This window comes from Pseudomonas sp. B7(2017), from assembly GCF_002112745.1.
Lineage (GTDB): Bacteria > Pseudomonadota > Gammaproteobacteria > Pseudomonadales > Pseudomonadaceae > Aquipseudomonas > Aquipseudomonas ekonensis.
The window spans coordinates 38,128-62,468 of record NZ_NEIP01000004.1; the positions used below are offsets into that span (position 1 = coordinate 38,128).

Annotated in this window: 19 protein-coding genes; 8 read left to right on the forward strand and 11 right to left on the reverse strand. The window is 64.8% G+C overall.

Going from position 1 to position 24,341, the window contains the following annotated elements; all coding sequences use genetic code 11:
- Positions 1-14: 14 nt before the first annotated feature.
- Positions 15-1,352: a DEAD/DEAH box helicase gene (locus tag CAG29_RS09200; RefSeq protein ID WP_085656177.1), complete on the reverse strand. Its 1,338-nt coding sequence runs from the start codon at positions 1,350-1,352 to the stop codon at positions 15-17.
- Between the two features lie 190 nt (positions 1,353-1,542).
- Between CAG29_RS09200 and CAG29_RS09205 the strand changes: the two genes are divergently transcribed.
- Positions 1,543-2,838 carry a mechanosensitive ion channel family protein gene (locus tag CAG29_RS09205; protein WP_085694301.1) on the forward strand — a complete coding sequence of 432 codons (1,296 nt, stop codon included), beginning with the start codon at positions 1,543-1,545 and terminating at the stop codon, positions 2,836-2,838.
- Positions 2,839-2,946: 108 nt separating this feature from the next.
- On the opposite strand, the gene CAG29_RS09210 is transcribed toward CAG29_RS09205, so the two are convergent.
- From CAG29_RS09210 to CAG29_RS09220, 3 genes are all read right to left on the reverse strand, one after another.
- On the reverse strand, positions 2,947-3,813 hold the full coding sequence (locus CAG29_RS09210; RefSeq protein WP_085633061.1) for a carboxylate/amino acid/amine transporter: 867 nt from the start codon (positions 3,811-3,813) through the stop codon (positions 2,947-2,949).
- Between the two features lie 515 nt (positions 3,814-4,328).
- Positions 4,329-4,928: an FMN-dependent NADH-azoreductase gene (locus CAG29_RS09215; RefSeq protein WP_085633059.1), complete on the reverse strand. Its 600-nt coding sequence runs from the start codon at positions 4,926-4,928 to the stop codon at positions 4,329-4,331.
- 183 nt (positions 4,929-5,111) lie between these two features.
- Complete coding sequence (locus tag CAG29_RS09220) at positions 5,112-5,426, reverse strand: 3-phosphoglycerate kinase (protein WP_085585004.1); 315 nt, start codon at positions 5,424-5,426, stop codon at positions 5,112-5,114.
- A gap of 49 nt (positions 5,427-5,475) precedes the next feature.
- Between CAG29_RS09220 and CAG29_RS09225 the strand changes: the two genes are divergently transcribed.
- From CAG29_RS09225 to aqpZ, 5 genes are all read left to right on the forward strand, one after another.
- The gene (locus CAG29_RS09225) at positions 5,476-6,399 is read left to right on the forward strand and encodes a LysR family transcriptional regulator (protein ID WP_085585006.1); all 924 of its coding nucleotides are present in this window, start codon (positions 5,476-5,478) and stop codon (positions 6,397-6,399) included.
- A gap of 14 nt (positions 6,400-6,413) precedes the next feature.
- Entirely contained in the window at positions 6,414-7,217 is an 804-nt protein-coding gene (locus CAG29_RS09230) for an alpha/beta fold hydrolase (RefSeq protein ID WP_085633055.1), read from the forward strand.
- Between the two features lie 3 nt (positions 7,218-7,220).
- A complete protein-coding gene (locus tag CAG29_RS09235) occupies positions 7,221-7,784 on the forward strand; it encodes a peptidylprolyl isomerase (RefSeq protein WP_085585010.1) in 564 nt (187 codons plus the stop codon).
- A gap of 88 nt (positions 7,785-7,872) precedes the next feature.
- Positions 7,873-9,705 carry an ABC transporter ATP-binding protein gene (locus CAG29_RS09240; RefSeq protein WP_085585013.1) on the forward strand — a complete coding sequence of 611 codons (1,833 nt, stop codon included), beginning with the start codon at positions 7,873-7,875 and terminating at the stop codon, positions 9,703-9,705.
- Between the two features lie 307 nt (positions 9,706-10,012).
- Positions 10,013-10,708, forward strand: a complete 696-nt coding sequence (gene aqpZ, locus CAG29_RS09245; protein WP_085633052.1) for an aquaporin Z — start codon at positions 10,013-10,015, stop codon at positions 10,706-10,708.
- Between the two features lie 81 nt (positions 10,709-10,789).
- Here aqpZ and CAG29_RS09250 read toward each other — a convergent pair whose 3' ends face one another.
- Entirely contained in the window at positions 10,790-11,914 is a 1,125-nt protein-coding gene (locus tag CAG29_RS09250) for a GNAT family N-acetyltransferase (RefSeq protein WP_085633050.1), read from the reverse strand.
- A 281-nt stretch (positions 11,915-12,195) separates the two neighbouring features.
- On the opposite strand from CAG29_RS09250, the gene CAG29_RS09255 reads away from it, so the two are divergent.
- Positions 12,196-13,518, forward strand: coding sequence for a putative porin (locus CAG29_RS09255; protein WP_085585019.1), 1,323 nt, complete (start codon positions 12,196-12,198; stop codon positions 13,516-13,518).
- 130 nt (positions 13,519-13,648) lie between these two features.
- Here CAG29_RS09255 and CAG29_RS09260 read toward each other — a convergent pair whose 3' ends face one another.
- The 5 genes from CAG29_RS09260 to aceK form a co-directional block, all read right to left on the reverse strand.
- Positions 13,649-13,885 carry an anti-sigma factor gene (locus tag CAG29_RS09260; protein WP_085585021.1) on the reverse strand — a complete coding sequence of 79 codons (237 nt, stop codon included), beginning with the start codon at positions 13,883-13,885 and terminating at the stop codon, positions 13,649-13,651.
- Entirely contained in the window at positions 13,879-14,490 is a 612-nt protein-coding gene (locus CAG29_RS09265; protein ID WP_085637176.1) for an RNA polymerase sigma factor, read from the reverse strand. The genes CAG29_RS09260 and CAG29_RS09265 overlap by 7 nt, the downstream gene beginning before the upstream one ends.
- A gap of 135 nt (positions 14,491-14,625) precedes the next feature.
- The gene (locus CAG29_RS09270; RefSeq protein WP_085585026.1) at positions 14,626-15,747 is read right to left on the reverse strand and encodes a beta-ketoacyl-ACP synthase III; all 1,122 of its coding nucleotides are present in this window, start codon (positions 15,745-15,747) and stop codon (positions 14,626-14,628) included.
- A gap of 335 nt (positions 15,748-16,082) precedes the next feature.
- The gene (gene hrpA / locus CAG29_RS09275) at positions 16,083-19,994 is read right to left on the reverse strand and encodes an ATP-dependent RNA helicase HrpA (protein WP_085694303.1); all 3,912 of its coding nucleotides are present in this window, start codon (positions 19,992-19,994) and stop codon (positions 16,083-16,085) included.
- Between the two features lie 219 nt (positions 19,995-20,213).
- Positions 20,214-21,935 (reverse strand): bifunctional isocitrate dehydrogenase kinase/phosphatase, encoded by a 1,722-nt coding sequence (gene aceK / locus CAG29_RS09280; RefSeq protein ID WP_085585030.1) that lies wholly within the window; start codon positions 21,933-21,935, stop codon positions 20,214-20,216.
- A gap of 205 nt (positions 21,936-22,140) precedes the next feature.
- Between aceK and CAG29_RS09285 the strand changes: the two genes are divergently transcribed.
- The gene (locus tag CAG29_RS09285) at positions 22,141-23,049 is read left to right on the forward strand and encodes a DMT family transporter (protein WP_085585032.1); all 909 of its coding nucleotides are present in this window, start codon (positions 22,141-22,143) and stop codon (positions 23,047-23,049) included.
- A gap of 158 nt (positions 23,050-23,207) precedes the next feature.
- Here CAG29_RS09285 and CAG29_RS09290 read toward each other — a convergent pair whose 3' ends face one another.
- Complete coding sequence (locus CAG29_RS09290) at positions 23,208-24,068, reverse strand: DMT family transporter (protein WP_085585034.1); 861 nt, start codon at positions 24,066-24,068, stop codon at positions 23,208-23,210.
- Positions 24,069-24,341 lie beyond the last annotated feature (273 nt).

The window sequence follows — 24,341 nt, forward strand, 5'->3', positions numbered from 1 at the left end:
CTATGCGCGGTGGCTCACTCAGCCGCAGGCGCTGGCTTGCGGCGCTTGAGCGGGGCCAGACCGTCGCTGCTCACCAGCGAATCCGACTTCGGCCGGTTGACGGTCTTGCGCTTGTTCGGCGCCTTGGCGGCGGCTTTTTTCTTGTCGCCCTTGCTGTCGGTCTTTTTCTTCTTGGTGCCGGCGGCCTTGCCCGACGCCTTGACCTTTTTCGGACCTGCGTAGGTGCCTTTGACTTCCTTGATGGTGCGGCGCTCGAAGCTCTGCTTGAGGTAGCGCTCGATGCTCGACATCAGGTTCCAGTCGCCGTGGCAAATCAGCGAGATCGCCAGGCCTTCGGCGCCGGCGCGGCCGGTGCGGCCGATGCGGTGCACGTATTCGTCGCCGCTGCGCGGCATGTCGAAGTTGATCACCAGGTCCAGGCCGTCGACGTCCAGGCCACGGGCCGCCACGTCGGTGGCCACCAGGATCTTGACGCTGCCCTGCTTGAGGCGGTCGATCGCCAGTTTGCGGTCCTTCTGGTCCTTCTCGCCGTGCAGCACGAACGCTTTGTAGTCTTGGGCGACGAGGCGGCCGTAGATGCGGTCGGCCATGACCCGGGTGTTGGTGAAGATGATGGCCTTGGCGTAGGTCTCGTTTGCCAGCAGCCAGTTGACGATCTGCTCTTTATGCTGGTTGTGGTCGGCGGTGATGATCTGCTGACGGGTGGTTTCGTTCAGTTGGCTGACCGCGTTGAGCTGCAGGTGCTCAGGGTTCTTCAGCACCTTGGCGACCATCTCGCGCAGGCCCGAACCGCCGGTGGTGGCGGAGAACAGCAGGGTCTGGCGCTGCTCGGGGCATTCGTTGACCAGGCGCTGCACGTCGTCGGCAAAGCCCATGTCGAGCATGCGGTCGGCCTCGTCCAGCACCAGCACTTCGATTTCCTTGAGGTCCAGGTTGCCGGCGTTCAGGTGCTCGATCAGGCGACCCGGGGTGCCGATCAGGATGTCCGGCACCTTGCGCAGCATCGCGGCCTGCACCTTGAAGTCTTCGCCGCCGGTGATCAGGCCGGACTTGATGAAGGTGAACTGCGAGAAGCGCTCGACTTCCTTCAGCGTCTGCTGGGCCAGTTCGCGGGTCGGCAGCAGGATCACGGTCTTGATGCTGACGCGGATCTTGGCCGGGCCGATCAGGCGGTTGAGGATCGGCAGGACGAACGCGGCGGTCTTGCCGCTGCCGGTCTGCGCCGTCACCCGCAGGTCACGCCCCTGGAGCGCCAGCGGAATGGCCGCGGCTTGCACAGGCGTTGGCTCGACAAATTTCAGCTCGTCCACGGCTTTGAGCAAACGTTCGTGCAGGGCGAATTGGGAAAACACGGGGGCGACCTCGAAGATGGGCAAAAAACAGCTGCATAGGTTACCGGTTTCGAGCGCTCAGGCCGAGTTTCTTTGTACAAACGGTGGCAAACAGTGGCTTTTTTGTTGCCTGATTTGTCTCCAACGGTAATACACAGCGTCTTGAATGCTCTAATCGTCCCTCGCGTCCCACAGAAGAATCGCCCCACCCATGGATTTCAAACAGCTCTGGCTCAACGCCCAAGACCTCTTCGGCACCCTCGAACAGCACCCGATCCTGCACGCCGGCCTGGCCCTGGTGCTGCTGCTGGTGATCGCTCTGGTGCTCGGCCGGGTGGCGCGCTACCTGATCCTGCACGCCAGCCGCATGCTCGGGCGCCAGCCGGCGCTGCACTGGATCAACGATTTCCGCCACAACAAGGTGTTCCAGCGCCTGGCCCAGATGACACCGTCGCTGGTGATCCAGTTCGGCCTGCACCTGGTACCGGAACTGAGCAAGACCGCGACGGTGTTCCTGGGCAACGTCGCCCTGGCGTTCACCATCCTGTTCCTGATGCTGGCGGTCAGCGCCCTGCTCAACGCGCTGCTGGACATCTACGCGCGCACCGAACACGCCCGCACCCGCTCGATCAAGGGCTATGTGCAACTGGCGAAAATGGTCTTGTACGTGTTCGGCGCGATCATCATCGTCGCCACCCTGATCGACCGTTCGCCGCTGTTGCTGCTGTCCGGCCTGGGTGCGATGTCGGCGGTGATCCTGTTGGTCTACAAGGACACCCTGCTGTCGTTCGTGGCCAGCGTGCAACTGACCAGCAACGACATGCTGCGGGTCGGCGACTGGATCGAAATGCCCCAGGTCGGCGCCGACGGCGATGTGGTGGACATCACCCTGCACACGGTCAAGGTGCAGAACTTCGACAAGACCATCGTCTCGATCCCGACCTGGCGCCTGATGTCCGAGTCGTTTCGCAACTGGCGCGGCATGCAGCAGTCCGGCGGACGGCGGATCAAGCGCAGCCTGTTCATCGACGCCAGCGGCGTGCGCTTCATCCGTGACGACGAAGAGGCGAAGCTGGCCCAGGTGCACCTGCTGACCGACTACATGACCCGCAAGAAAGCCGAGCTCAAGGCCTGGAACGAAGCCCAGGGCAACGTCGCGATGTCGGCCAACCGCCGGCGCATGACCAACATCGGCACCTTCCGCGCCTACGCGCTGGCCTACCTGAAGAGCCATGCGGAGGTGCAGCCGAACATGACCTGCATGGTGCGCCAGATGCAGACCACCGCCCACGGCATTCCGCTGGAGATCTACTGCTTCACCCGCACCACCGTGTGGGCCGACTACGAGCGGATCCAGGGGGACATTTTCGATTACCTGCTGGCGGTGATGCCGGAGTTCGGGTTGAGCCTGTACCAGCAGCCGAGCGGCGGGGATCTGCGGGCGGGGTTGCTGCCGGCGGTGCTGGGTTCGGCCAGCCTTCCCGAGGCCGACAAGCACGTGATGTGACCCCTTACACGGGCGGGAGCGAGCCTGCTCGCGATTGCAGCCTGTCGGTCAGCCCCTCATCGACTGACCGTCCGCCATCGCGAGCAGGCTCGCCCCTACAGGGAAGCGTCAGTGTGCGACCAGCGGCCTGCGCACGCCCAACCGGCTGATCCACACCGCCCCCAGGATCACCGCGCCACCGAGGAACAGGCGGCCCAGGTCCTCGTGCCGGTTCCAGATCAGCAGGTTCAGCAGCAACCCCACCGGCACATGCAGGTTGTTCATCACCGCCAGGGTGCCGCCGTTGACCAGGCAGGCGCCCTTGTTCCACCAGTACAGCCCCAGCGCGGTCGCGACCAGGCCCAGGAACACCAGCACGCCCCATTGCAGCGGCGCTTCGGGCAGGAAGTCGGCTTTGCCGAACAGCAGGAACGCCGGCAGCACCACCGCCAGCGCGCCTAAGTAGAAGAAGCCGAAGCGCCGATAGTGCGGCAGGTCGCTGGGGTGTTTCGCCACCAGGTGCTTGTACAGCACCTGGCCGGCGGCATAGGTGAAGTTGGCCAGTTGCAGCAGCAAAAAGCCCATGAAGAAGTCCGGATTGATCCGGTCGAAGCGGATCACCGCCGCACCGGCCACCGCCACCAGCGCCGCGATCAGCGCCCAGGGGTTGAAGCGCCGGTTCAGGGCGTCTTCGATCAGGGTCACGTGCAGCGGCGTGAGGATGGTGAACAGCAGCACCTCCGGCACCGTCAGCACGCGAAAGCTCAGGTACAGGCACACGTAGGTGATGCCGAACTGCAGCGCGCCGATCAGCAGCATGCCGCGCATGAACGCCGGCGCCACCGAACGCCAGCGGGTCAGCGGGATGAACACCAGCCCGGCCAGCAGCACCCGCACCAGCACTGCGAAGTAGCTGTCGACATGACCGGCCAGGTATTCGCCGATCAGATTGAAGGAAAACGCCTGGATCAGCGTGACAAAAAGTAGATAGCCCATGCTCGCCTCGATTTCGGATGGCGGCGACGATAGCGGTTTTTGCCCCGGGCCGCGAATCCCGAACCCGCACAAAACCTTGTGGGAACCTGCTGATGATGGCGTCTGCTCCGGCCTCATCGCTTGCAGGCAATCTCCCACAGGTTTGTGGTGTTCCGGGATCTTGCGGACACCGGCGATACCTGTGGGAGCTGGCTTGCCAGCGATGGCGGTGGGTCAGGCAGCAGGGATGTCGACTGTGCCGGCCTCATCGCTGGCAAGCCAGCTCCCACAGGGTTCTGTGGTGTACAGGGATGCTGCGGACGACCGGGATCCCTGTGGGAGCCAGCCTGCTGGCGATGGCGTCCGCCCGCGCAGCGCAAAAACCGCAGGCAAAAAAAAGCCCGATCTCGCTAAAGCGTTCAATCGGGCTACAGCACTCAGGAGCACAAGTGCAAAGGGAGGTTCGATGCGCGTGGAGCCTTGAAGGGTTGCGCCGGATCAATAGACCATCCGGGGATTATCCGGCGATTAACGGCTCAGGCGACCTGGGCCAGTTTGGCGTTGGCCTGGTTCAGGCCCTTCTCCTGGAAGTCGCCGCCCAGGTTCATGCCTTCGGCGTGGATGAAGGTCACGTCGTGGATGCCGATGAAGCCCATCACCTGGCGCAGGTACGGTTCCTGGTGGTCGGCAGGGCCGCCGGCGTAGACGCCGCCGCGGGCGGTCAGGACGAAGGCGCGCTTGCCGCTGAGCAGGCCCTGGGGGCCGCTTTCGGTGTATTTGAAGGTCACGCCGGCGCGCAGCACGTGGTCGAGCCAGGCCTTGAGGGTGCTCGGGATCGCGAAGTTGTACATCGGCGCAGCCATCACCAGCACGTCGGCGGCCAGCAGTTCGTCGGTCAGCGCGTTCGAGCGCTCCAGCGAAGCCTGTTCGCTGTCACTGCGCTGATCGGCGGGTTTCATCCAGCCGCCCAGCAGGTTGCTGTCCAGGTGCGGCACCGGGTTCACGGCGAGGTCGCGCACGGTGATCTGATCGTTGGGGTGCGCGGATTTCCACTGGTTGATGAAGGTCTGGGTCAGTTGACGGGAAACCGAGTCTTGCTGGCGGGCACTGCTTTCGATGATCAGAACGCGGGACATGGTGTGTAGCCTCCATCCGAGAATGTTGTAAGTCGATGGAGTGAAGCTTAAGCAGTGCCGCATCGATGAAAAAGCGCAAATATCTGCTGTAATGCATCGATAAATTCGTTTATAAGCTCCCGCAAGGGGGAGCTTTCTCAGGGGAACTTCCTTCAGGGAAGCTCCCGCAAAGAAGAACCGGCGTTACTTCGGGGTGCAGCTCAAATTGATGCGCAGCTTGATGATGGTGCGGTTGAACTTGGCCGTGGCGTTCTTGTGCTTGCCGGCGGCCACGTCGATGTTGCGGGTGCGCGGCGCTTCCGGGCCGTTGATAAAGCGCACCTTGCAGGCCGCGTCGACGTCGCCGTAGTTGTTCACCTGAATGGAGCCGATGTCGTTGTCGGTGTCGAAGGTGTTGTAGTCGATCTTCAGGCCGTTGAGGTTCTTTTCCACCTCGATCGGGTACGCAAACGCCGTCAGCGGCAGCAGCGCCAGCAACACACAACAGAATTTTTTCATTCGGCAGTCTCCAATGGGGACGGCCAGCTTAGGACAAGAGGAGCTATCGATGAAAGCGCCCCGCGTGACCCTTGATCAATGGCGCACGTTGCAGGCCGTGGTCGACCACGGCGGATTCGCCCAGGCCGCCGAGGCCCTGCACCGTTCGCAGTCGTCGGTGAGCTACACCGTCGCGCGCATGCAGGACCAGCTCGGCGTGCCGCTGCTGCGCATCGACGGGCGCAAGGCCGTGCTCACCGAGGCCGGCGGCGTGCTGCTGCGCCGTTCGCGGCAACTGGTCAAGCAGGCCAGCCAACTGGAAGACCTCGCCCATCACATGGAGCAAGGCTGGGAAGCAGAAGTGCGCCTGGTGGTGGACGCTGCCTACCCCACCGCCCGCCTGGTCCGCGCACTGACGGCGTTCATGCCGCAAAGCCGCGGCTGCCGTGTGCGCCTGCGCGAGGAGGTGCTGTCGGGCGTGGAAGAAGTGCTGCTCGAAGGCGTGGCCGACCTGGCCATCACCGGCTTCAGCATTCCCGGCTACCTGGGCACGGAATTGAGCGACGTCGAGTTCGTCGCCGTCGCGCACCCGGAACATGCGCTGCACCGCCTCAACCGCGAACTGAGCTTCCAGGACCTGGAGAGCCAGATGCAGGTGGTGATCCGCGACTCCGGCCGCCAGCAGCCACGGGACGTCGGCTGGCTCGGCGCCGAACAGCGCTGGACCGTCGGCAGCCTGGCCACCGCCGCGACGTTCGTCGGCAGCGGGCTGGGCTTCGCCTGGCTGCCGCGGCACATGATCGAACGGGAACTGAAGGAAGGCGTGCTCAAGCTGCTACCGTTGGACAAGGGCGGCAGCCGCAATCCGAGCTTCTATCTGTATTCGAACAAGGAAAAGCCGCTGGGCCCGGCTTCGCAGATTCTCGTCGAACTGCTGCGCACCTTCGACACGTTGCCGCTGGACGCGCCGTTCGCCGCCCCCGAACAAGCCTGACACGGAGTCCCCCGATGGCCTATTTCGAGCATGAAGGCTGCAACCTGCACTACGAGGAATACGGCCACGGCACGCCGTTGCTGCTGGTTCACGGGCTCGGTTCCAGCACCCTGGACTGGGAAATGCAGATCCCGGCGCTGTCGGCGCACTACCGGGTGATCGTCCCGGACGTGCGCGGCCACGGCCGCTCGGACAAACCCCGGGAGCGCTACAGCATCGCCGGCTTCAGCGCCGACCTGCTGGCGCTCATCGAGCACCTGAACCTGGAGACGGTGCACTACGTCGGCCTGTCCATGGGCGGGATGATCGGCTTCCAGTTCGCCGTCGACCAGCCGCAACGGCTCAAAAGCCTGACCATCGTCAACAGCGCCCCGCAGGTCAAACTGCGCAGCCGCAACGACTATTGGCAGTGGTTCAAGCGCTGGAGCCTGATGCGCGTGCTGAGCCTGGCCACCATCGGCAAGGCCCTGGGCGCCAAACTGTTCCCCAAGCCTGAGCAGGCGCAATTGCGACAGAAGATGGCCGAACGCTGGGCAAGGAACGACAAACGTGCTTATCTCGCCAGCTTCGATGCCATCGTCGGCTGGGGCGTTCAGGAACGACTGTCGAAGGTCACCTGTCCAACCCTCGTCGTCAGCGCCGACCGGGACTACACCCCCGTCTCGCTGAAAGAATCCTATGTGAAACTGCTGCCCGACGCGCAGCTGGCCGTGATCGCCGATTCGCGCCACGCCACCCCGCTCGATCAGCCCGAACGCTTCAATCAAACGCTGCTGGCGTTCCTCGCCGCAGCCGACAACCACCCTCAGGACCTCTGACCCATGCTGAAAAAAATCGCCCTCGCCGCCGGCTCCGTGCTGTTCGCCGCCAACCTGATGGCGGCCACCCCGGCCAAGGCGCCGCACGTGCTGCTGGACACCTCCAACGGCCAGATCGAGATCGAGCTGGATCCGGTCAAGGCGCCGGTCACCACCAAGAACTTCCTTGAGTACGTCGACAGCGGCTTCTACACCAACACCATCTTCCACCGCGTGATCCCGGGCTTCATGGCCCAGGGCGGCGGCTTCACCCCGCAAATGCAGCAGAAGGACACCAAGGCCCCGATCAAGAACGAGGCGAGCAACGGCCTGCACAACGTGCGCGGCACCCTGTCGATGGCGCGCACCTCCGACCCGAACTCGGCCACCAGCCAGTTCTTCATCAACGTGGCCGACAACGCCTTCCTCGATCCGGGCCGCGACGCCGGCTATGCCGTGTTCGCCAAAGTGGTCAAGGGCATGGACGTGGTCGACATCATCGTCAACTCGCGCACCACCACCAAACAAGGCATGCAGAACGTGCCGGTCGACCCTGTGATCATCAAGTCGGCCAAGCGCATCGACTAAGCTGTACAGGGCATGACGAGCGGCCGCCACCGACGGCGCGCCGCTCACACCGATAAAAGGAGAGCCCGCACGCCGGGCGAGTTATCCAATGCTCTATCGCCGTTTCGAACAACTGATCGACATCTTCCGCGACGCCCCCACGGCGGCCCCGCCGAACCGCGTCCTGCCCTTCTACACCTATTACCTGAAGCAGGTCTGGCCGAGCTTCGCCGCCCTGCTGATCATCGGCCTGTTCGGCGCACTGATCGAAGTGGCGCTGTTCAGTTACCTGAGCCGCATCATCGACCTTGCCCAAGGCACGCCGAACGTCGACTTCTTCAAGATCCACGGCGCTGAGCTGGCCTGGATGGCCGTGGTGGCGCTGCTCCTGCGCCCGCTGTTCCTGGCCCTGCACGACATGCTGGTGCACCAGACCCTGAGCCCGAGCATGACCAGCCTGATCCGCTGGCAGAACCACAGCTACGTGCTCAAGCAGAGCCTGAACTTCTTCCAGAACGACTTCGCCGGCCGCATCGCCCAGCGCATCATGCAGACCGGCAACTCGCTGCGCGACTCCGCCGTGCAGGCGGTGGACGCGCTGTGGCACGTGGTGATCTACGCGATCAGTTCGCTGGTGCTGTTCGCCGAGGCCGACTGGCGCCTGATGATCCCGCTGCTGACGTGGATCGCCGCCTACATCGGCGCGCTCTACTACTTCGTGCCAAGGGTCAAGGACCGCGCGGTGGCGGCCTCCGACGCGCGCTCCAAGCTGATGGGACGGATCGTCGACGGCTACACCAACATCGCCACCCTCAAGCTGTTCGCCCACACCAACTTCGAGCAGCACTACGCCCGCGAAGCCATCCAGGAGCAGACCGAAAAAGCCCAGCTGGCCGGCCGCGTGGTCACCAGCATGGACGTGGCCATCACCACCATGAACGGCCTGCTGATCGTCGGCACCACGGCGCTGGCCCTGTGGCTGTGGACGCAGTCGCTGATCACGGTCGGCGCGATCGCCCTGGCCACCGGCCTTGTGATCCGCATCGTCAACATGTCCGGATGGATCATGTGGGTGGTCACCGGCATCTTCGAAAACATCGGCATGGTGCAGGACGGCCTGCAGACCATCGCGCAGCCGGTCAGCGTCACCGACCAGGCCCAGGCCAAGCCGCTGGACGTGGCCCGTGGCGAAGTGCGCTTCGAGCATGTGGATTTCCACTACGGCAAGAAGAAAAGCATCATCGGCGACCTCAACCTGACCATCCGGCCCGGCGAGAAGATCGGCCTGATCGGGCCGTCCGGCGCGGGCAAGTCGACGCTGGTCAACCTGCTGCTGCGCCTGTACGACGTCGAGGCCGGGCGCATCCTGATCGACGGCCAGAACATCGCCGAAGTCGGCCAGGAAAGCCTGCGCGCACGGATCGGCATGATCACCCAGGACACGTCGCTGCTGCACCGCTCGATCCGCGACAACCTGCTCTACGGCAAGCCCGACGCCACTGACGAAGAGCTCTGGGAAGCCGTGCACAAGGCCCGGGCCGACGAGTTCATTCCGCTGCTGTCCGACGCCGAGGGACGCACCGGGTTCGACGCCCATGTCGGCGAGCGCGGCGTCAAGCTGTCCGGCGGCCAGCGCCAGCGCATCGCGATCGCCCGCGTCCTGCTCAAGGACGCGCCGATCCTGATCATGGACGAAGCGACCTCGGCACTGGATTCGGAAGTCGAGGCGGCGATCCAGGAAAGCCTGGAGACCCTGATGCAGGGCAAGACCGTGATCGCCATCGCCCACCGCCTCTCGACCATCGCCCGGATGGACCGGCTGGTGGTGCTGGAGAACGGCAGGATCGCCGAAAGCGGCAGCCATGCCGAACTGCTGGCCCATGGCGGCCTGTATGCGCGGCTGTGGCGCCATCAGACCGGCGGGTTCGTCGGCATCGACTGACCGCGCCAGCCCTGCGGTTCCGTGGGAGGAAGCCTGCTCGCGATGAGGGTGTGTCAGTCACCCTCATTGCTGTCAGACACACCGCCATCGCGAGCAGGCTCGCCCCCACAGGGAATCGCTTGATTCCGCCCCGCCAAAAACCGGCAGAGCCCGCCAACCACGGGGCCTGCCGGTTTTTTCACGCCCGCTGGAAATCCGCGCAAACCCTGCTGTACTCAGCCAAGGCTCCGGCGTGGAACCTGTCGTAAATCTGCAAGGACTCACAACCCGTTTCAGTCTCGATAGCACGTCTATCAAGGACATTCCCATGTCTCTGTTCAAACGTTCGGTCACGGAGTTGTTAGGTACGTTCTGGCTGGTTCTGGGCGGTTGCGGCAGCGCGGTGATCGCCGCGTCCTCGCCCACGGGCATCGGCGTGCTGGGGGTGGCCCTGGCCTTCGGCCTGACGGTGCTGACCATGGCGTTCGCCATCGGCCACATCAGTGGCTGCCATCTCAACCCGGCCGTGTCGGTGGGCCTGACCGTCGGCGGCCGGTTCCCGGCCAAGGAACTGCCCGCCTACATCGTCGCCCAGGTGATCGGCGCCATCATCGCGGCAGCCCTGATCGCCTGGATCGCCAGCGGCAAGGAAGGCTTCGACATCGCCGGCGGCCTGGCCTCCAACGGCTACGGCGAGCATTCTCCCGGCAAGTACTCGATGGCCGCCGGGTTCGTCACCGAACTGGTGATGACCGCCCTGTTCGTGGTGATCATCCTCGGCGCCACCGACCGGCGTGCCCCGGCGGGCCTGGCGCCGATCGCCATCGGCCTGGCCCTGACCCTGATCCACCTGATCTCGATTCCGGTCACCAACACTTCGGTGAACCCGGCCCGCAGCACGGGGCCGGCGCTGATGGTGGGCGGCTGGGCCATCGCGCAGCTATGGATGTTCTGGGTGGCGCCGCTGCTGGGGGCGGTGGTCGGCGGCGGGCTCTACCGTTGGCTGGGCAGCGAAGACACATAGCCTCTGCCCTGCTGCCTTGGCTGACGCCATCGCCAGCAGGCTGGCTCCCACAGTGATGCCTGTCGTTCAGTACTGTGGGAGCTAGGCCTGGCGGTAGGGCAAGGCGGCCCGCGCCTCTTCGGCATAGGCCAACACCCCGGCGCGCTCCTGGTGCAGGAAGTCCTTCACGGCCGCCTTCAGGCCGGGGTGGCGCAGGTAGTGCCAGGAGCGGGTGATCACCGGTTCGAATCCGCGGATCAGCTTGTGCTCGCCCTGGGCGCCGGCGTCGAAGCGCTGAAAGCCCTCGGCGATGGCGTAGTCCATGCCCTGGTAGAAACACGTTTCGAAATGCAGGCGGTCGAACTCCGCCAGGCAACCCCAGTAACGGCCATAGAAGCTGTCGCCCCCGACCAGGCTGAAGGCCATCGCCACCGGCCTTGAACCCTGTTTGGCCAGCACCACGCGGATGGCCTCGGGCATGCGTTCGGCCAACAGGCTGAAGAACGCCCGGGTCAGGTACGGCGTTTGCCGCCGCACGGCGTAGGTGTTGGCGTAGCAGGCGTAGACGAAATCCCATTGCGCCTCGTCCAGTTCGTGCCCGTCCAGCCATTGGAAGCTGAAGCCCTGCCCCGCCACCTGCTCGCGCTCCTTGCGCATCTGCTTGCGCTTGCGCGAACTGAGCCCGTCGAGAAAGTCCTGGAAATCCCGGTAGCCGCGGTTCTGCCAGTGGTACTGGCAGCCGATGCGCTGCAGCCAGCCCGGCTGTTCGGCCATGGCCGCGTCGGTGAACGGGTCGGTGAAATTGATGTGGGCGCTGGAGAGGCCTTCGATCTCCAGGTAGCCCGGCAGGCTCTTGAGCAGTTCGAAGCCATCCTCGACCGACGCCGCCAACAGCCGCGGGCCGCTGACCGGGCTGAACGGCACGGCCACCAGCAGCTTGGGGTAGTAGTCGATGCCAGCCCGGGCGCAGGCATCGGCCCAGCCGTGGTCGAACACGTATTCGCCGTAGGAATGCCACTTGCGGTAGGCAGGCAGCGCCGCGATCAGCCGGTCGCCTTCGACGTGCAGCAGATGCTCCGCCTGCCAGCCCGTGTGCGCGCCGACGCTGCCGCTGTCCTCCAGCGCAGCGAGGAAACCGTGGCGCAGGAACGGCTGGTTTTCCGGCACCAGCGCATCCCAGTCGGCGGATGCGATTTGCGACAGTTCGTGCAGGCGTTGCAGCGGCATTTTCCTCTCCAGTTCGGGGCATGACAGCCCGCCGAGTATCGCCGATCGGCCTGCCGTTGCACACGCCCGAATCCGCGACAGCGCTCTAGACCGATAGTTCAGGGCGGTTTCGTATCGTCACGAACCTGCCATCACCGTGCCACTGCTCTGTCATAAACCGTCGCGATACTGGCGCCTGTTTTTAGAGCGCCGGGTTCTACCCGGACACTGTTTTCCGACCGTCAAACCGTCGGTTGTGCCCAGGATGGCTTCGCCATCCCCTCTCATCTTCGGAGATTGCTATGCGTCTTGCTTCCACGAAAACTGCGGCGGCCCTGTGCGGTGGCCTGCTGCTGGCCATGAGTGTTCCGGCCAGTGCCGCGGTCGACGCCAAACTGCTCGACATGCTCAAGGCCAACGGTTCGATCACCCAGGCGCAGTACATCGAACTGCAGACCGAACTGGCCAAGGATCAGAAGGCCCAGCAAATCGCCCAGCAGGCGCAGCAAGAGACCAACGAACAAGTGGCCGCCGTCGCGAAGAAGGCCAACGAACAGAGCGCCTTCGACCAGAAGCTGGCCTGGGCCGCCAAGACCCAGTTCAAGGGTGACGTGCGCATCCGCCAGGAAACCGTGAAGATCGACGGCGAATCGAACAACGGCGGCCGCGACAAGGACCGTCAGCGCATCCGTGCCCGCCTGGGCGCCTACAGCGAAATCAACCCGCAAGTGGACACCGGCATCCGCATCGCCACCGGCGGCGGCGACGACGCCCGCTCCACCAACCAGGACATGGACAACTACTTCGACAAGAAGCAGATCTGGCTGGACCTGGGCTACATCGACTACCACCCGGACGCCATCAAGAACCTGCACGTGATCGGCGGCAAGATGCTGCAGCCGTGGGTCAGCATGGGCGATGTGATCTGGGACAGCGACATCAACCCCGAAGGCCTGGCCGTCACCTACAAATACCCGCTGGGCAGCAGCGCCGAACTGTTCGGCAGCCTGGGCAACTACACCCTCAAGGACAACGTCGACGGCGAAGGCGTGCAGTTCCGCCACGACCTGCGCCTGACCGCCGGCCAACTGGGCAGCCGCTTCGCAATCACCGACAACCTGAAACTGACCCTGGGCGGCAGCGTGTACGCCTATCAGAACGACGAAGACAGCCGCTGCACCGGCACCTCCACCCCGTGCGCCCTGTCGGTCAACGGCAACTCGGCCAACAACCAGTTCCGCCTGTACGAAGGCTTCAGCCAGATCGACATCGGCGGCCTGCCGATGCCGCTGTCGTTCTACGGCCAGTACGTGAAGAACAACGATGCGGTGACCGATGCGGACACCGCATGGCTGGTGGGCGCCAAGTCGAAGGTCTTCGGCCTGAACCTGGACTACAACTACCGCGACGTGCAGCGCGACGCCGTGGTCGGCGCCTTCACCGACTCGGACTTCGCCAACGGCACCACCGGCTCCCGCGGCCACAAGTTCAAGGTCGGCTACGACATCGACAAGAACTTCGCCATCGGCGCCACGTACTTCCTGACCAAGGCTGACTTCTCCAGCCGCACCCAGCGCGACGCAGACACCAACACCCTGCAGCTGGACGCGGAAGCGAAGTTCTAAGACGGCTGACCGACTTCAGTCCGGCGCGGACGGGGCGATCCCCCATCATCCGTTCGCAGCGCCCGCGCCGGACTGTCGCCGTTCAACTTATCTGTGGCGAGGGAGCAAACTCCCTCGCCACAGTTTTTTGTCAGGAACGATCCTTTCGGCGTTGCGCCGCCAGGCGCTCGGCCAACGCGTCCACGTCCTCTTCAGGCTTGTGCGGCATGGCCCGCAGCGTCGCCTGCATCAGCCGCATCTGGCGGATGAACCGCCGGCAATTGCGGCAGAACATCAAGTGATGACGCACCATCAGTTTCTCGCGAAAGCTCAGCCGGCCATCGAGATAATCGCTGGATCGCGCCACTTGCTCCTTGCAGGTCAGCATTCTCCGGTCTCCTCAAAATGTTCCACGGTCGCAAAGACCTTCAAACGTGCCCGATGCAGCAGCACGCGGACATTGGAGAGCGAGATGTCCAGAAGATTACAGATCTCCTCCAGCTCCAGTCCCTGCTGCTCGCGCAACGTCAACACGCTGCCCTGCAGCTGCGAAAGGCTTTGCAGGGTGTGTTCCAGGCAGTCGCGCAGCTCGCTCTCGGTCAGCAAGGCCTCGGGGGTGTCGTGGTGCCAGGCGAACGGCGCCACCCGCCAATGGCCGTCGCCCGGTGAGAAGCGGTCGTCATCGAGGGTGCCGTGCGGCGCCGGCAGGTCGTCCAGCAGCACCTCGCGGCGATTGCGCTTGTAGCGGCCCTTGGCCGAATTGGCGGTGATGGTCAGCAGCCAGGTCTTGAGGCTGGAGCGGCCTTCGAAACTGCCAATATGGCGCACCACCGACAGCCAGGCATCCTGCACCACTTCCTCGACATGACGCTGGCCGACGATGGCATAGGCCACGGCGCGCATGGCGCTCTGGTAGGTCGTGACCAGTTCCTTGAAAGCCTTTTGCTCACCGGCCAGCAAACGCGCCAGCAATTGGGTGTCGTCAACCGCCATCCATCAATCCCCTTGTCCCGGTTCCGAAAATGATGGCGGCAGGATCTCTCCTGCCGCCACTTTCGAAAATTACAGCGCTCGCGCTGATCCGGATGTAGGAAACGTCAGCGCGATTAAGAGGAAATGAAGCGTCCCTTAACGCTTGCGCAGAATCACGCTGCCGATCGAGTAGCCGGCACCGAACGAACTCAGTACCGCCAGCGAACCGGCCGCCAGGTCGTCCTGGTGCTTGTGGAACGCGATCACGGAACCGGCGGAGCTGGTGTTGGCGTAGGTGTCGAGGATCACCGGCGCCTCTTCTTCGGTGGCTTCGCGGCCCAGCAGCTTGCGCACGATCAGGTGGTTCATGCTCAGGTTGGCCTGGTGCAGCCAGAAGCGCTTCACGTCGCCGACGTTGAGCTTGTTCTCTTCCAGGTGCTCGCCGATCAGCTCGGCCACCATCGGGCAGACGTCCTTGAACACCTTGCGGCCTTCCTGCACGAACAGCTTGTCGCGGGCGCCGACGCCCTCTTCCGCCGCGCGGTTGAGGAAGCCGAAGTTGTTGCGGATGTTGTTGGAGAACTTGGTCAGCAGTTTGGTGCTGACCACGTCGAACTGGTGCTTGGAGGTCGCAAGGTCGGCGCGCTCGATGACCACGGCGGTGGCGGCGTCGCCGAAGATGAAGTGGCTGTCGCGGTCACGGAAGTTCAGGTGGCCGGTGCAGACTTCCGGGTTGACCATCAGGATCGCCCGGGCCTGGCCCAGCTGCACGCTGTTGGCGGCGGCCTGGATGCCGAAGGTGGCGGACGAGCAGGCCACGTTCATGTCGAAGCCGAAGCCCTGGATGCCCAGCGCTTCCTGGACTTCGATGGCGATGGCCGGATAGGCGCGCTGCAGGTTGGAGCAGGCGACGATCACGCCGTCGATGTCGGCGGCGGTCTTGCCGGCGCGCTGCAGGGCCTGTTCGGCGGCGGCGGTGGCCATCTGGCAGAGCACCGACCATTCGTCGTTGGAACGCTCCGGCAGGCGCGGCGTCATGCGCGCAGGGTCGAGGATGCCCTCCTTGTCCATGACGAAGCGGCTCTTGATGCCGGAGGCTTTCTCGATGAACGCGGCGCTGGATTCGGTCAGGGCCTGGATCTCGCCGCGGGCGATGGCATCGGCGTTGTCGGCGTTGAACTGCGCAACGTAGGTGTTGAACGAGTTCACCAGTTCTTCGTTGGAGATGCTGTTGGCCGGGGTGTACAGGCCGGTGCCGCTGATGACGACGTTATGCATGGTCGTTTCTCTGATCTGTTCAGGCAGAAAGTGCTGGCACCGACGTGCCAACACGCAAAGGGTCTATTCCCGTCCGGTAGACGCAATAACCGGGTGACGCTTTATTGCGCAGCGCATCCTGCGCCGGAGGCTCTAGGCCGTGAAACCGGCGTTTATGGTCGCGAAGTGTGCCATAAACCCAAGGTTTTGACCTCTGTCCCACACACAACAGACGATTGACTGCGGAAGCGAGCCTGCCCGCGCTGAAGGACTGTCAGACAATCGATCAATCCGTTGCCTGATGCTCCGCCATCGCGAGCAGGCTCGCTCCTGCACAGTAGCCGTGCGCCCGAAGGCTAGGCCTCGACCTGCGTCCACTGTTTGTTCAGGCGCTTGTCGGAGACCGGCACCTTCGTCCCCAACTGCTGGGCGAACAGCGAAACCCGGTATTCCTCCAGCCACCAGCGGTACAGCTCAAGCTGCGGATCGCGCTTGCCTTCCTGGGCGTGCTTGGCGGCGCGGGTCTGGTACTGCGTCCAGAGGCCGGCCAGCTCGCCGCTCCACACCCGGTCTTTCTGCACCTGGGCGCCGAGCTTCTCGAACCGCTGTTCGACCGCCTTGAGGTAGCGCGGCAGCTCCTTGAGCCACAGCATCGGCGTTTCCCGCACGAAGCCCGGGTACACCAACTGGCTGAGCTGCTGCTTGATGTCGTTCAGCGCCACGGCCTGGGCCAGGTCGATCTTGCCCTTGAAGCGTTTCTGCAGGCCGTGCCACAGCTTGAGGATCTCCAGCACCAGGCGTGCCACCCGTTCGGCATGCTCGGTCCAGGCGCCGCGCTTGCGCTCGGCCAGCGCCGCCAGACCGGCGCCGTCCCGGGGCAGCGGGTCTTCGCCGTCGAGGATGCAGCTGTCGAGGCTGGCCAACAGAATGTCTTCGACCAGCGCCTCCACCCGCCCCAGTTCGCGGTACAGCAGGCCCAGTTCGGTCAGCCCCGGCAACTTGCCGCGCAGGAACTTGGCCGGCTCGGCCAACTGTTGCAGCAACAGCCGCTGCAACGCGCGGCGGTGCTGGAACTCGGCTTCGGCCGGCGTCGAGAAACGCCCTTCCTTGACCGTGCCGCCCTCTTCCACCAGCGCCGGATACACCGTCATCGACAGCCCGGCGATCTTCTGCTGGGTCTTTTCCGCCACCGGCGCAAAGACCTTGGCCTCCACCGGCTGCTGGCTCTTGGCACTCTGCGGGACGGCGAGCGCCGCCTGGCTGGCTTCGGCGAAACGCGCGGTGAGCTCGGCCAGGTCGCGTCCTTCGCCGAGGAACTTGCCCTGCCCGTCGACGATTTCCAGGTTCATCCGCAGATGCCCTTCGACCTGCTGCTCGGCTTCGGCCCAGGCTTCGTCGCTGACCCGCGCACCGGTCATGCGCAGCAGTTCGCGGCCCAGGGCCTGGGGCAACGAACCCTCGGCGAACGTCATGCGCTGCAACGCCGCCCTGACGAAGTCCGGCACCGGCACGAAGTTCTTGCGCAGGGCCTTGGGCAGGTTGCGCACCAGCGCGATGCACTTGGCTTCGATCAGCCCCGGCACCAGCCATTCCAGACGCTCCGGCGGCAGCATCGGCAACAGCGGCGCCGGCACCCGCAGGGTCACGCCGTCGCGGGGATGGTTAGGTTCGAAGTGGTAACTGAGCGCCAGTTCCAGGTCGCCGATGTGCAGGGTGTCCGGGTAGTCCCGCGCGGTGACTTCGCTGGCCTCGCGGGCCAGCACGTCCTCTTCGCGCATGATCAGCAGCTGCGGATCCTTCTGGCTGTTGACCCGGTACCAGCTGTCGAACGTGGCGGTCTGGTGGATCTCCGCCGGCAGCCGTGCGTCGTAGAAGGCGTACAGGGTCTCTTCGTCGGCCAGGATGTCGCGGCGCCGGGCCTTGGCCTCCAGTTCGTCGAGCTGCTCCAGCAACTGCTTGTTCGCCGTCAGGCACTTGGCCCGGGACTGGATCTCACCGCGCACCAGCCCTTCGCGGATGAACAGCTCCCGCGAGACCACCGGATCCACCGGGCCGTAATGCACCGGGCGGCGGCCGACCACGATCAGGCCGAACAGGGTGATCTGCTCGAACGCGATCACCTGGCCGCGCTTCTTCTCCCAGTGCGGTTCGAAGTGGTTCTTCTTGATCAGGTGCCCGGCCAGCGGCTCGATCCAGTCGGCGTCGATCTTGGCGACCATGCGCGCGTAGAGCTTGGTGGTCTCCACCAGTTCGGCGGCCATCACCCACTGCGGACGCTTCTTGCCGATCCCGGACGACGGGTGAATCCAGAACCGCCGCTGCCGGGCGCCGAGGTAATCGCCCTCTTCGGTCTTCTGGCCGATCTGGCTGAGCAGGCCCACCAGCACCGCTTTGTGGAACTTGGCGAAGTCCGCCGGCTCCTTGTTCAGGCTCAGCTGGAGGTCGCGGCAGATCAGGCTCAGTTGCCGATGGGCGTCGCGCCATTCGCGCAGGCGCAGGTAATTGAGGAAGTTCTTGCGGCACCAGTTGCGCAGCGGGCTCGCGGTCAGCGCCTGGCGCTGCTCCTCGAAGCCGCGCCACAGGTTGACCAGCGCGGCGAAGTCCGAATCGGCGTCCTTCCACTGCGCGTGGGCCTGGTCGGCGGCCTGCTGGCGCTCCGGCGGACGTTCGCGCGGATCCTGCACCGACATGGCGCTGGCCACGATCAGCACTTCCTGAAGGCTGCCCAGGCGCGCCGCTTCCAGCAGCATGCGGCCCATGCGCGGATCCACCGGCAGGCGCGCCAGCTGGCGGCCGACGGGGGTCAGCTGATTGTTGCGGTCCACCGCCGACAGTTCTTGCAGCAGGTTGAAGCCGTCGCTGATCGCCTTGCCGTCCGGCGGCTCGATGAACGGGAACGCGGTGATGTCGCCGAGGCGCAGATGGAGCATCTGCAGAATCACCGCCGCCAGGTTGGTGCGCAGGATCTCGGGGTCGGTGAATTCCGGCCGGCCGAGGAAATCCTCTTCGCTGTACAGGCGCACGCAAATGCCCGGCTCGACCCGTCCGCAACGGCCCTTGCGCTGGTTGGCGCTGGCCTGGGAGACCGCTTCGACGGGCAGGCGCTGCACTTTGGCGCGGTAGCTGTAGCGGCTGATGCGCGCGGTGCCGCTGTCGATCACGTAACGGATGCCCGGCACGGTCAGCGAGGTTTCGGCGACGTTGGTCGCCAGCACCACACGCCGGCCCGGGTGGGACTGGAAGATCCGCTGCTGCTCGGCCGGCGACAGGCGCGCGTACAGCGGCAGGATTTCGGTGTGCTTGAGCTGGGCCTTGCGCAGCATTTCAGCGGCGTCACGGATCTCCCGCTCGCCCGGCAAGAACACCAGCACATCGCCGGGACTGCGGCGCTCGCTGCGCTCGTAGGCGGCGATTTCGTCGAGGGTGGCGAGGATCGCCTGGTCCACGGTCAAGTCGTCTTCGACCCGGTTGCCCTCTTCGTCCTGCTCCAGGGTCAGCGGGCGGTACCAGGTCTCCACCGGGAACGTGCGCCCGGAGACTTCCACGATCGGCGCATCGTCGAAGTGCTTGGAGAAACGCTCCAGGTCGATGGTCGCCGACGTGATGATGACCTTCAGGTCCGGACGGCGCGGCAGCAGGGTCTTCAGGTAGCCCAGCAGGAAATCGATGTTGAGGCTGCGTTCGTGGGCCTCGTCGACGATGATCGTGTCGTAGCGTTCCAGGTAACGGTCGTTCTGGGTCTCCGCCAGCAGGATGCCGTCGGTCATCAGTTTGATCAGGGTGCTGGAATCGCTCTGGTCCTCGAACCGCACCTGATAGCCGACCAGCGCGCCCAGCGGCGTGCCGAGCTCCTCGGCGACCCGGCTGGCGACGCTGCGCGCGGCGATCCGGCGGGGCTGGGTGTGGCCGATCAGGCCGTGCCGGCCACGGCCGATCTCCAGGCAGATCTTCGGCAACTGGGTGGTTTTGCCCGAGCCGGTCTCGCCGGCGATGATCAGCACCTGGTGCTGCTCCAGCGCCTTCTTGATCTCGTCACGCTTGGCGGCGATGGGCAGGCTGTCGTCGTAGCGGATCGCCGGCACGCTGGCCTTGCGCGCCAGCACCTGGTCGCAGGACGCCTGCATGCGCGCGACCCACTGGGCCAGCTTGGCTTCGTCGGGTTTCTTGCGCTGCTCAAGCAACTGCCGGCGCAACCGGTGGCGGTCGGCGAGCATGGCGTGGTCGAGGTTCTTCAGCAGTTTGTCGATGGAGGGCGATTCGTCGGTCATCGGGTACGCAATTCGGTGGTCTGGTGGCGCAAGGGGGCGATTGTCGCAGATTTGGCGACATAAATGATGGCATGGGCGCACAACGCAAAGCGGCGTGCGTCCATTTCGCGGACAAAACCTGTGGGAGCCAGCCTGCTGGCGATGGCGTCAGTCCAGGCACCGCAGTTCAGGAGCAGTGCAGTTCCTGTGGGAGCAGGCCCGCGATGGCGTCGGCAACCTTCACTCGTTGTCCAGCCCCTTGCGCCGGTACGGGAACACATCGATCACCTTCCCCGCCCGGATCGCTTCCTGCAACCCCTTCCAGTAGTCGGCGTTGTACAGCTCGCCGTGCAACTGGTCGAAAAGCTTGCGCTGGCCGGCGTCGGCGAACAGGAACGGCGGGAATTCCTCGGGGAACACGTCCAGCGGCCCGATCGAGTACCACGGCTCGGAGGCCATTTCGTCCTCGGGGGTGCGCGGCGGCGGGATATGGCGGAAGTTGGCCTCGGTGAGGAAGCAGATCTCGTCGTAGTCGTAGAACACCACCCGGCCATGGCGGGTGACGCCGAAGTTCTTCAGCAGCATGTCGCCGGGAAAGATGTTGGCCGCCGCCAGTTGCTTGATCGCCAGGCCGTAGTCCTCCAGCGCTTCGCGCACCTGGGCTTCGTTGGCGTTGTCCAGGTAGAGGTTGAGCGGGGTCATCCGGCGCTCGGTCCAGCAGTGGCGGATCAGCACGGTCTCGCCTTCAAGCGACACGGTCGAGGGCGCGACCTCCAGCAGTTCCTCAAGGCACGCCGGGTCGAACTTGCTCACGGGGAAACGGAAATCGGCGAACTCCTGGGTATCGGCCATGCGCCCCACGCGGTCGACGCTTTTTACCAGCCGGTACTTTTCGATCACCGTGGCGCGATCGACGTTCTTCGACGGCGAGAAACGGTCCTTGATGATCTTGAACACCGTGTTGAAACCCGGCAGGGTGAATACGCTCATGACCATGCCGCGCACCCCCGGCGCCATGATGAAGCGGTCGTCGGTGTTGGCCAGGTGGTTGATCAGCGCGCGGTAGAACTCCGACTTGCCGTGCTTGTAGAAACCGATGGAGGTGTACAGCTCGGCGATGTGCTTGCCCGGCAGGATGCGCCGCAGAAAGCCGATGAATTCCGCCGGCACCGCCACATCGACCATGAAGTACGAACGGGTGAAGGAAAAGATGATCGACACTTCCGCCTCATCGGTGATCAGCGCGTCGATCTGGATCCCCCGCCCTTCGCGGTGCAGCAACGGAATCACCAGCGGCCACTGGTCGTCGTTGGTGTAGAGGCGCCCCACCAGGTACGCGCCCTTGTTGCGGTACAGCACCGAGGAGAACAGCTCGACGCTCAGCTCCGGATCCTTGCACACCCAGTCCGGCAGGTTGTCCCGCAGTTGCGCTTCGAGGCGCTGCAGGTCCCGGGGCAGGTCGGCGTAGTCTTCGCTGAAGCGGTAGTCGGCGAAGATGCTGGCGAGCATGCCCGACAGTTGCCCCTCGGGCCGGTAGATGCGCGTCTGCGCGGCCCGGGCACGGCGCAGGCTCGGCCGGGTGGTGTGGATGAACATGCAGCCGTCGCTGATCAGGTCATGGCTGAACAGCCCGCAGAAGATCGAGTTGTACCAGGTCTCGGACAGCTCATCGTCGAAGCGCAGGTCGATGATGCCGATGTAGGCGCTCTTGACCAGCGGCCAGCAACTGACGTCCATCAACACCGGTTCCTGGAAGTGCTCGCGCAGGCGCGCCACGGTCTCGCCCACCTTCTCTTCGTACAGGTTGATCCGCGCGGCCGAGGCGGTCTGCGTCTCCTGCCAGCGCGCCTGTTCGAAGCGCTCCCGCGCACCGTCGGTGATCCGGCGGAAATGCTCGCGGTAATCGTCGAAGCCATCGAGGATCAGGCGGGCGATATCGGTGGCGGGCCATTGCTGCGGCATAGATGAGACCTCTGCGGGAATTAAGGATCTGTGCTCCAAAGCCTGAGCTTAGCCACGGAAGCCTGCGCAGGAGAAGCGCAATTTGCGCCAAATCCGCGGACGGTCCGCCCTGCGCGCCGCCGACAGGAATTAAATGCCCGAACAGCGGTTGCCATCGCCGGGGCCGTCGGCAACACTCTCGTCCCTTTGCAGCAGGAGGTGCCCCGTGAGCCCCGTCGATATTTTCCGGTTACTGTCGCTGGCGGCCATCTGGGGCGCCAGCTTTCTGTTCATGCGCATCATCGCGCCGGTGATCGGCACGGTTCCCACGGCGTTCTTCCGGGTCTCGATCGCCGCCGTCGGGCTGCTGGTGATCCTCGGTCTGATGCGCATCAGCTGGGACTTCAAGGGAAAGCTGAAGACCGTGATGCTGCTGGGCCTGATCAACTCCGGGATCCCGGCCACGCTGTACTCGGTGGCCGCCCAGGTGCTGCCGGCCGGGTACTCGGCGATCTTCAACGCCACCACGCCGCTGATGGGCGTGCTGATCGGCGGGCTGTTCTTCAGCGAAAGACTCACGGCGGCCAAGCTCGGCGGCGTGTTTCTCGGCCTGCTCGGCGTCGGCGTGCTCACCCGCGCAGGCCCGGTAGCGTTCGACCTGCCGCTGCTGATGGGCGCCCTCGCCTGCCTGCTGGCCACCACCTGCTACGGCTTTGCCGGGTTCCTGGCGCGGCGCTGGCTGGACCAAGCCGGCGGGCTCGACAGCCGCCTGTCGGCACTGGGCAGCATGCTCGGCGCCACGCTGTTCCTGCTGCCGCTGTTCGGCTACAGCGCCCTCACCCAACCGCCGGCGAGCTGGGGCGGCTGGAACGTGTGGCTGTCGCTGCTGGGCCTGGGCTTGGCGTGCACCGCCTTCGCCTACATTCTCTATTTCCGTTTGCTGAGTTCGATCGGCCCGGTCAAGTCGATGACCGTGACCTTCATGATTCCGCCGTTCGGCGTGCTGTGGGGGGCGTTGTTCCTGGATGAGCCGCTGTCTTTGGCGCATCTGTATGGCGGGGTGTTGATTGCGCTGGCGTTGTGGCTGGTGCTGAAGCCGGCGGTGGCCAAACCTGCCGAAGCGCCGGCACGCTAGGCCGGCAGCGTCACTGAAACAGTCATCGCCGGCAGGCAGGCCGCAAAGCCCTGTAGGAGCTTGCCTGCAAGCGATGAGGCCGGCACCGACGACATCGCCGCCAGGCCGGCTCCCACAAGGCATTCCTGTGAATGCCGACCCGCCGGCGATGACCGCCGTCAGGCCTTACGGAACACGAACACCAGGCCGACGATGATCAACGCCATCCCCAGCACGCTCAGCATCGCCAGGCGATTGCCGAAGATCAGGTAATCCATCACCGCCGTGACCGCCGGCACCAGATAGAACAGGCTGGTGACGTTAACCAGATTGCCCCGGGCGATCAGCCGGTACAGCAACAGCGTCGCCAGCACCGACACCACCAGCCCCATCCACAGCACCGGCACGATGAACCCCGCCGTGCGCTCGAAATGGAACGGCTGGAACGGCACGAACACCCCGCACAGCAGCAATCCGGCCAGGTACTGCACCGGCAGCGTGCCGAGCGGGTTGTCGGTGATGCGCTTCTGCATGATCGAGCCGAACGTCATGCTCGCCAACGCCAGCAGGCCGAACAGCATGCCGGCCCATGACATCCCGGCCAGGCCGATGCCCTGGTAGACCACCATCACCAGCCCCGCCAGCCCCAGCGCCAGGCCGAACAGCCGCGAAGCCGAACGCTGACGCTCCATGATCGCCACCGTCAGGATCGGCTGCACGCCCATGACGGTCGCCATCACCCCCGGCGTGACTTTGCGGTCCAGGGCCAGCAGATAGAAGATCTGATAGGCCCCCAGCAACACCACGCCGGTGGCCAGCGCATACAGCATCGGCCTGCCGCCGGCAGGCAGCTTCAGCTTGAGCAACGGCACCAGCAGCACCAGCCCGCACAGGGCGATCACAAAACGCAGCAGGAGAAAGGCAAAGGGCGACGCGTGGGCCAGGCCCCATTTGGAGAAGATCGCCCCGCTGCTCCACAGCAGGACGAACAGGCTCGTGGACGCCGCCGCGAGCGCGGATTTTTTCGAAAGGACAAACATGCATGCCACCTGTAGTCAGGCAAATAGCCAACTCAGCCGAAGCTGAAATTCAGTAGGTTTTTCCGGGCGGGCACGGGGGACGGCGGAAAACGCCGATCAGCCCGAAACCCCGACGCCCGGTGGCGGTGCGACTGCGCGCACCGGCGTGCCACTGACAGGTGGTGGAGGGTAATGACTGATCTGCACAGGCTGCCGGTTCCCGCACGGCACGACGCCAGCGTTGACCGCCGGATCGACTACCGCGTTGACTGGGGATGCAGGCATCTGGACTGA

What these genes read in the sequence shown, in the direction of transcription:
- CAG29_RS09270 (WP_085585026.1), bottom strand. Translation starts at nt 15,747, where the DNA reads ATGCATAACGTCGTCATCAGCGGCACCGGCCTGTACACCCCGGCCAAC.
- CAG29_RS09235 (WP_085585010.1), top strand. Translation starts at nt 7,221, where the DNA reads ATGCTGAAAAAAATCGCCCTCGCCGCCGGCTCCGTGCTGTTCGCCGCC.
- CAG29_RS09205 (WP_085694301.1), top strand. Translation starts at nt 1,543, where the DNA reads ATGGATTTCAAACAGCTCTGGCTCAACGCCCAAGACCTCTTCGGCACC.
- CAG29_RS09255 (WP_085585019.1), top strand. Translation starts at nt 12,196, where the DNA reads ATGCGTCTTGCTTCCACGAAAACTGCGGCGGCCCTGTGCGGTGGCCTG.
- aceK (WP_085585030.1), bottom strand. Translation starts at nt 21,935, where the DNA reads ATGCCGCAGCAATGGCCCGCCACCGATATCGCCCGCCTGATCCTCGAT.
- CAG29_RS09250 (WP_085633050.1), bottom strand. Translation starts at nt 11,914, where the DNA reads ATGCCGCTGCAACGCCTGCACGAACTGTCGCAAATCGCATCCGCCGAC.
- CAG29_RS09215 (WP_085633059.1), bottom strand. Translation starts at nt 4,928, where the DNA reads ATGTCCCGCGTTCTGATCATCGAAAGCAGTGCCCGCCAGCAAGACTCG.
- hrpA (WP_085694303.1), bottom strand. Translation starts at nt 19,994, where the DNA reads ATGACCGACGAATCGCCCTCCATCGACAAACTGCTGAAGAACCTCGAC.
- CAG29_RS09230 (WP_085633055.1), top strand. Translation starts at nt 6,414, where the DNA reads ATGGCCTATTTCGAGCATGAAGGCTGCAACCTGCACTACGAGGAATAC.
- CAG29_RS09220 (WP_085585004.1), bottom strand. Translation starts at nt 5,426, where the DNA reads ATGAAAAAATTCTGTTGTGTGTTGCTGGCGCTGCTGCCGCTGACGGCG.
- CAG29_RS09260 (WP_085585021.1), bottom strand. Translation starts at nt 13,885, where the DNA reads ATGCTGACCTGCAAGGAGCAAGTGGCGCGATCCAGCGATTATCTCGAT.
- aqpZ (WP_085633052.1), top strand. Translation starts at nt 10,013, where the DNA reads ATGTCTCTGTTCAAACGTTCGGTCACGGAGTTGTTAGGTACGTTCTGG.
- CAG29_RS09225 (WP_085585006.1), top strand. Translation starts at nt 5,476, where the DNA reads ATGAAAGCGCCCCGCGTGACCCTTGATCAATGGCGCACGTTGCAGGCC.
- CAG29_RS09240 (WP_085585013.1), top strand. Translation starts at nt 7,873, where the DNA reads ATGCTCTATCGCCGTTTCGAACAACTGATCGACATCTTCCGCGACGCC.
- CAG29_RS09265 (WP_085637176.1), bottom strand. Translation starts at nt 14,490, where the DNA reads ATGGCGGTTGACGACACCCAATTGCTGGCGCGTTTGCTGGCCGGTGAG.
- CAG29_RS09210 (WP_085633061.1), bottom strand. Translation starts at nt 3,813, where the DNA reads ATGGGCTATCTACTTTTTGTCACGCTGATCCAGGCGTTTTCCTTCAAT.
- CAG29_RS09290 (WP_085585034.1), bottom strand. Translation starts at nt 24,068, where the DNA reads ATGTTTGTCCTTTCGAAAAAATCCGCGCTCGCGGCGGCGTCCACGAGC.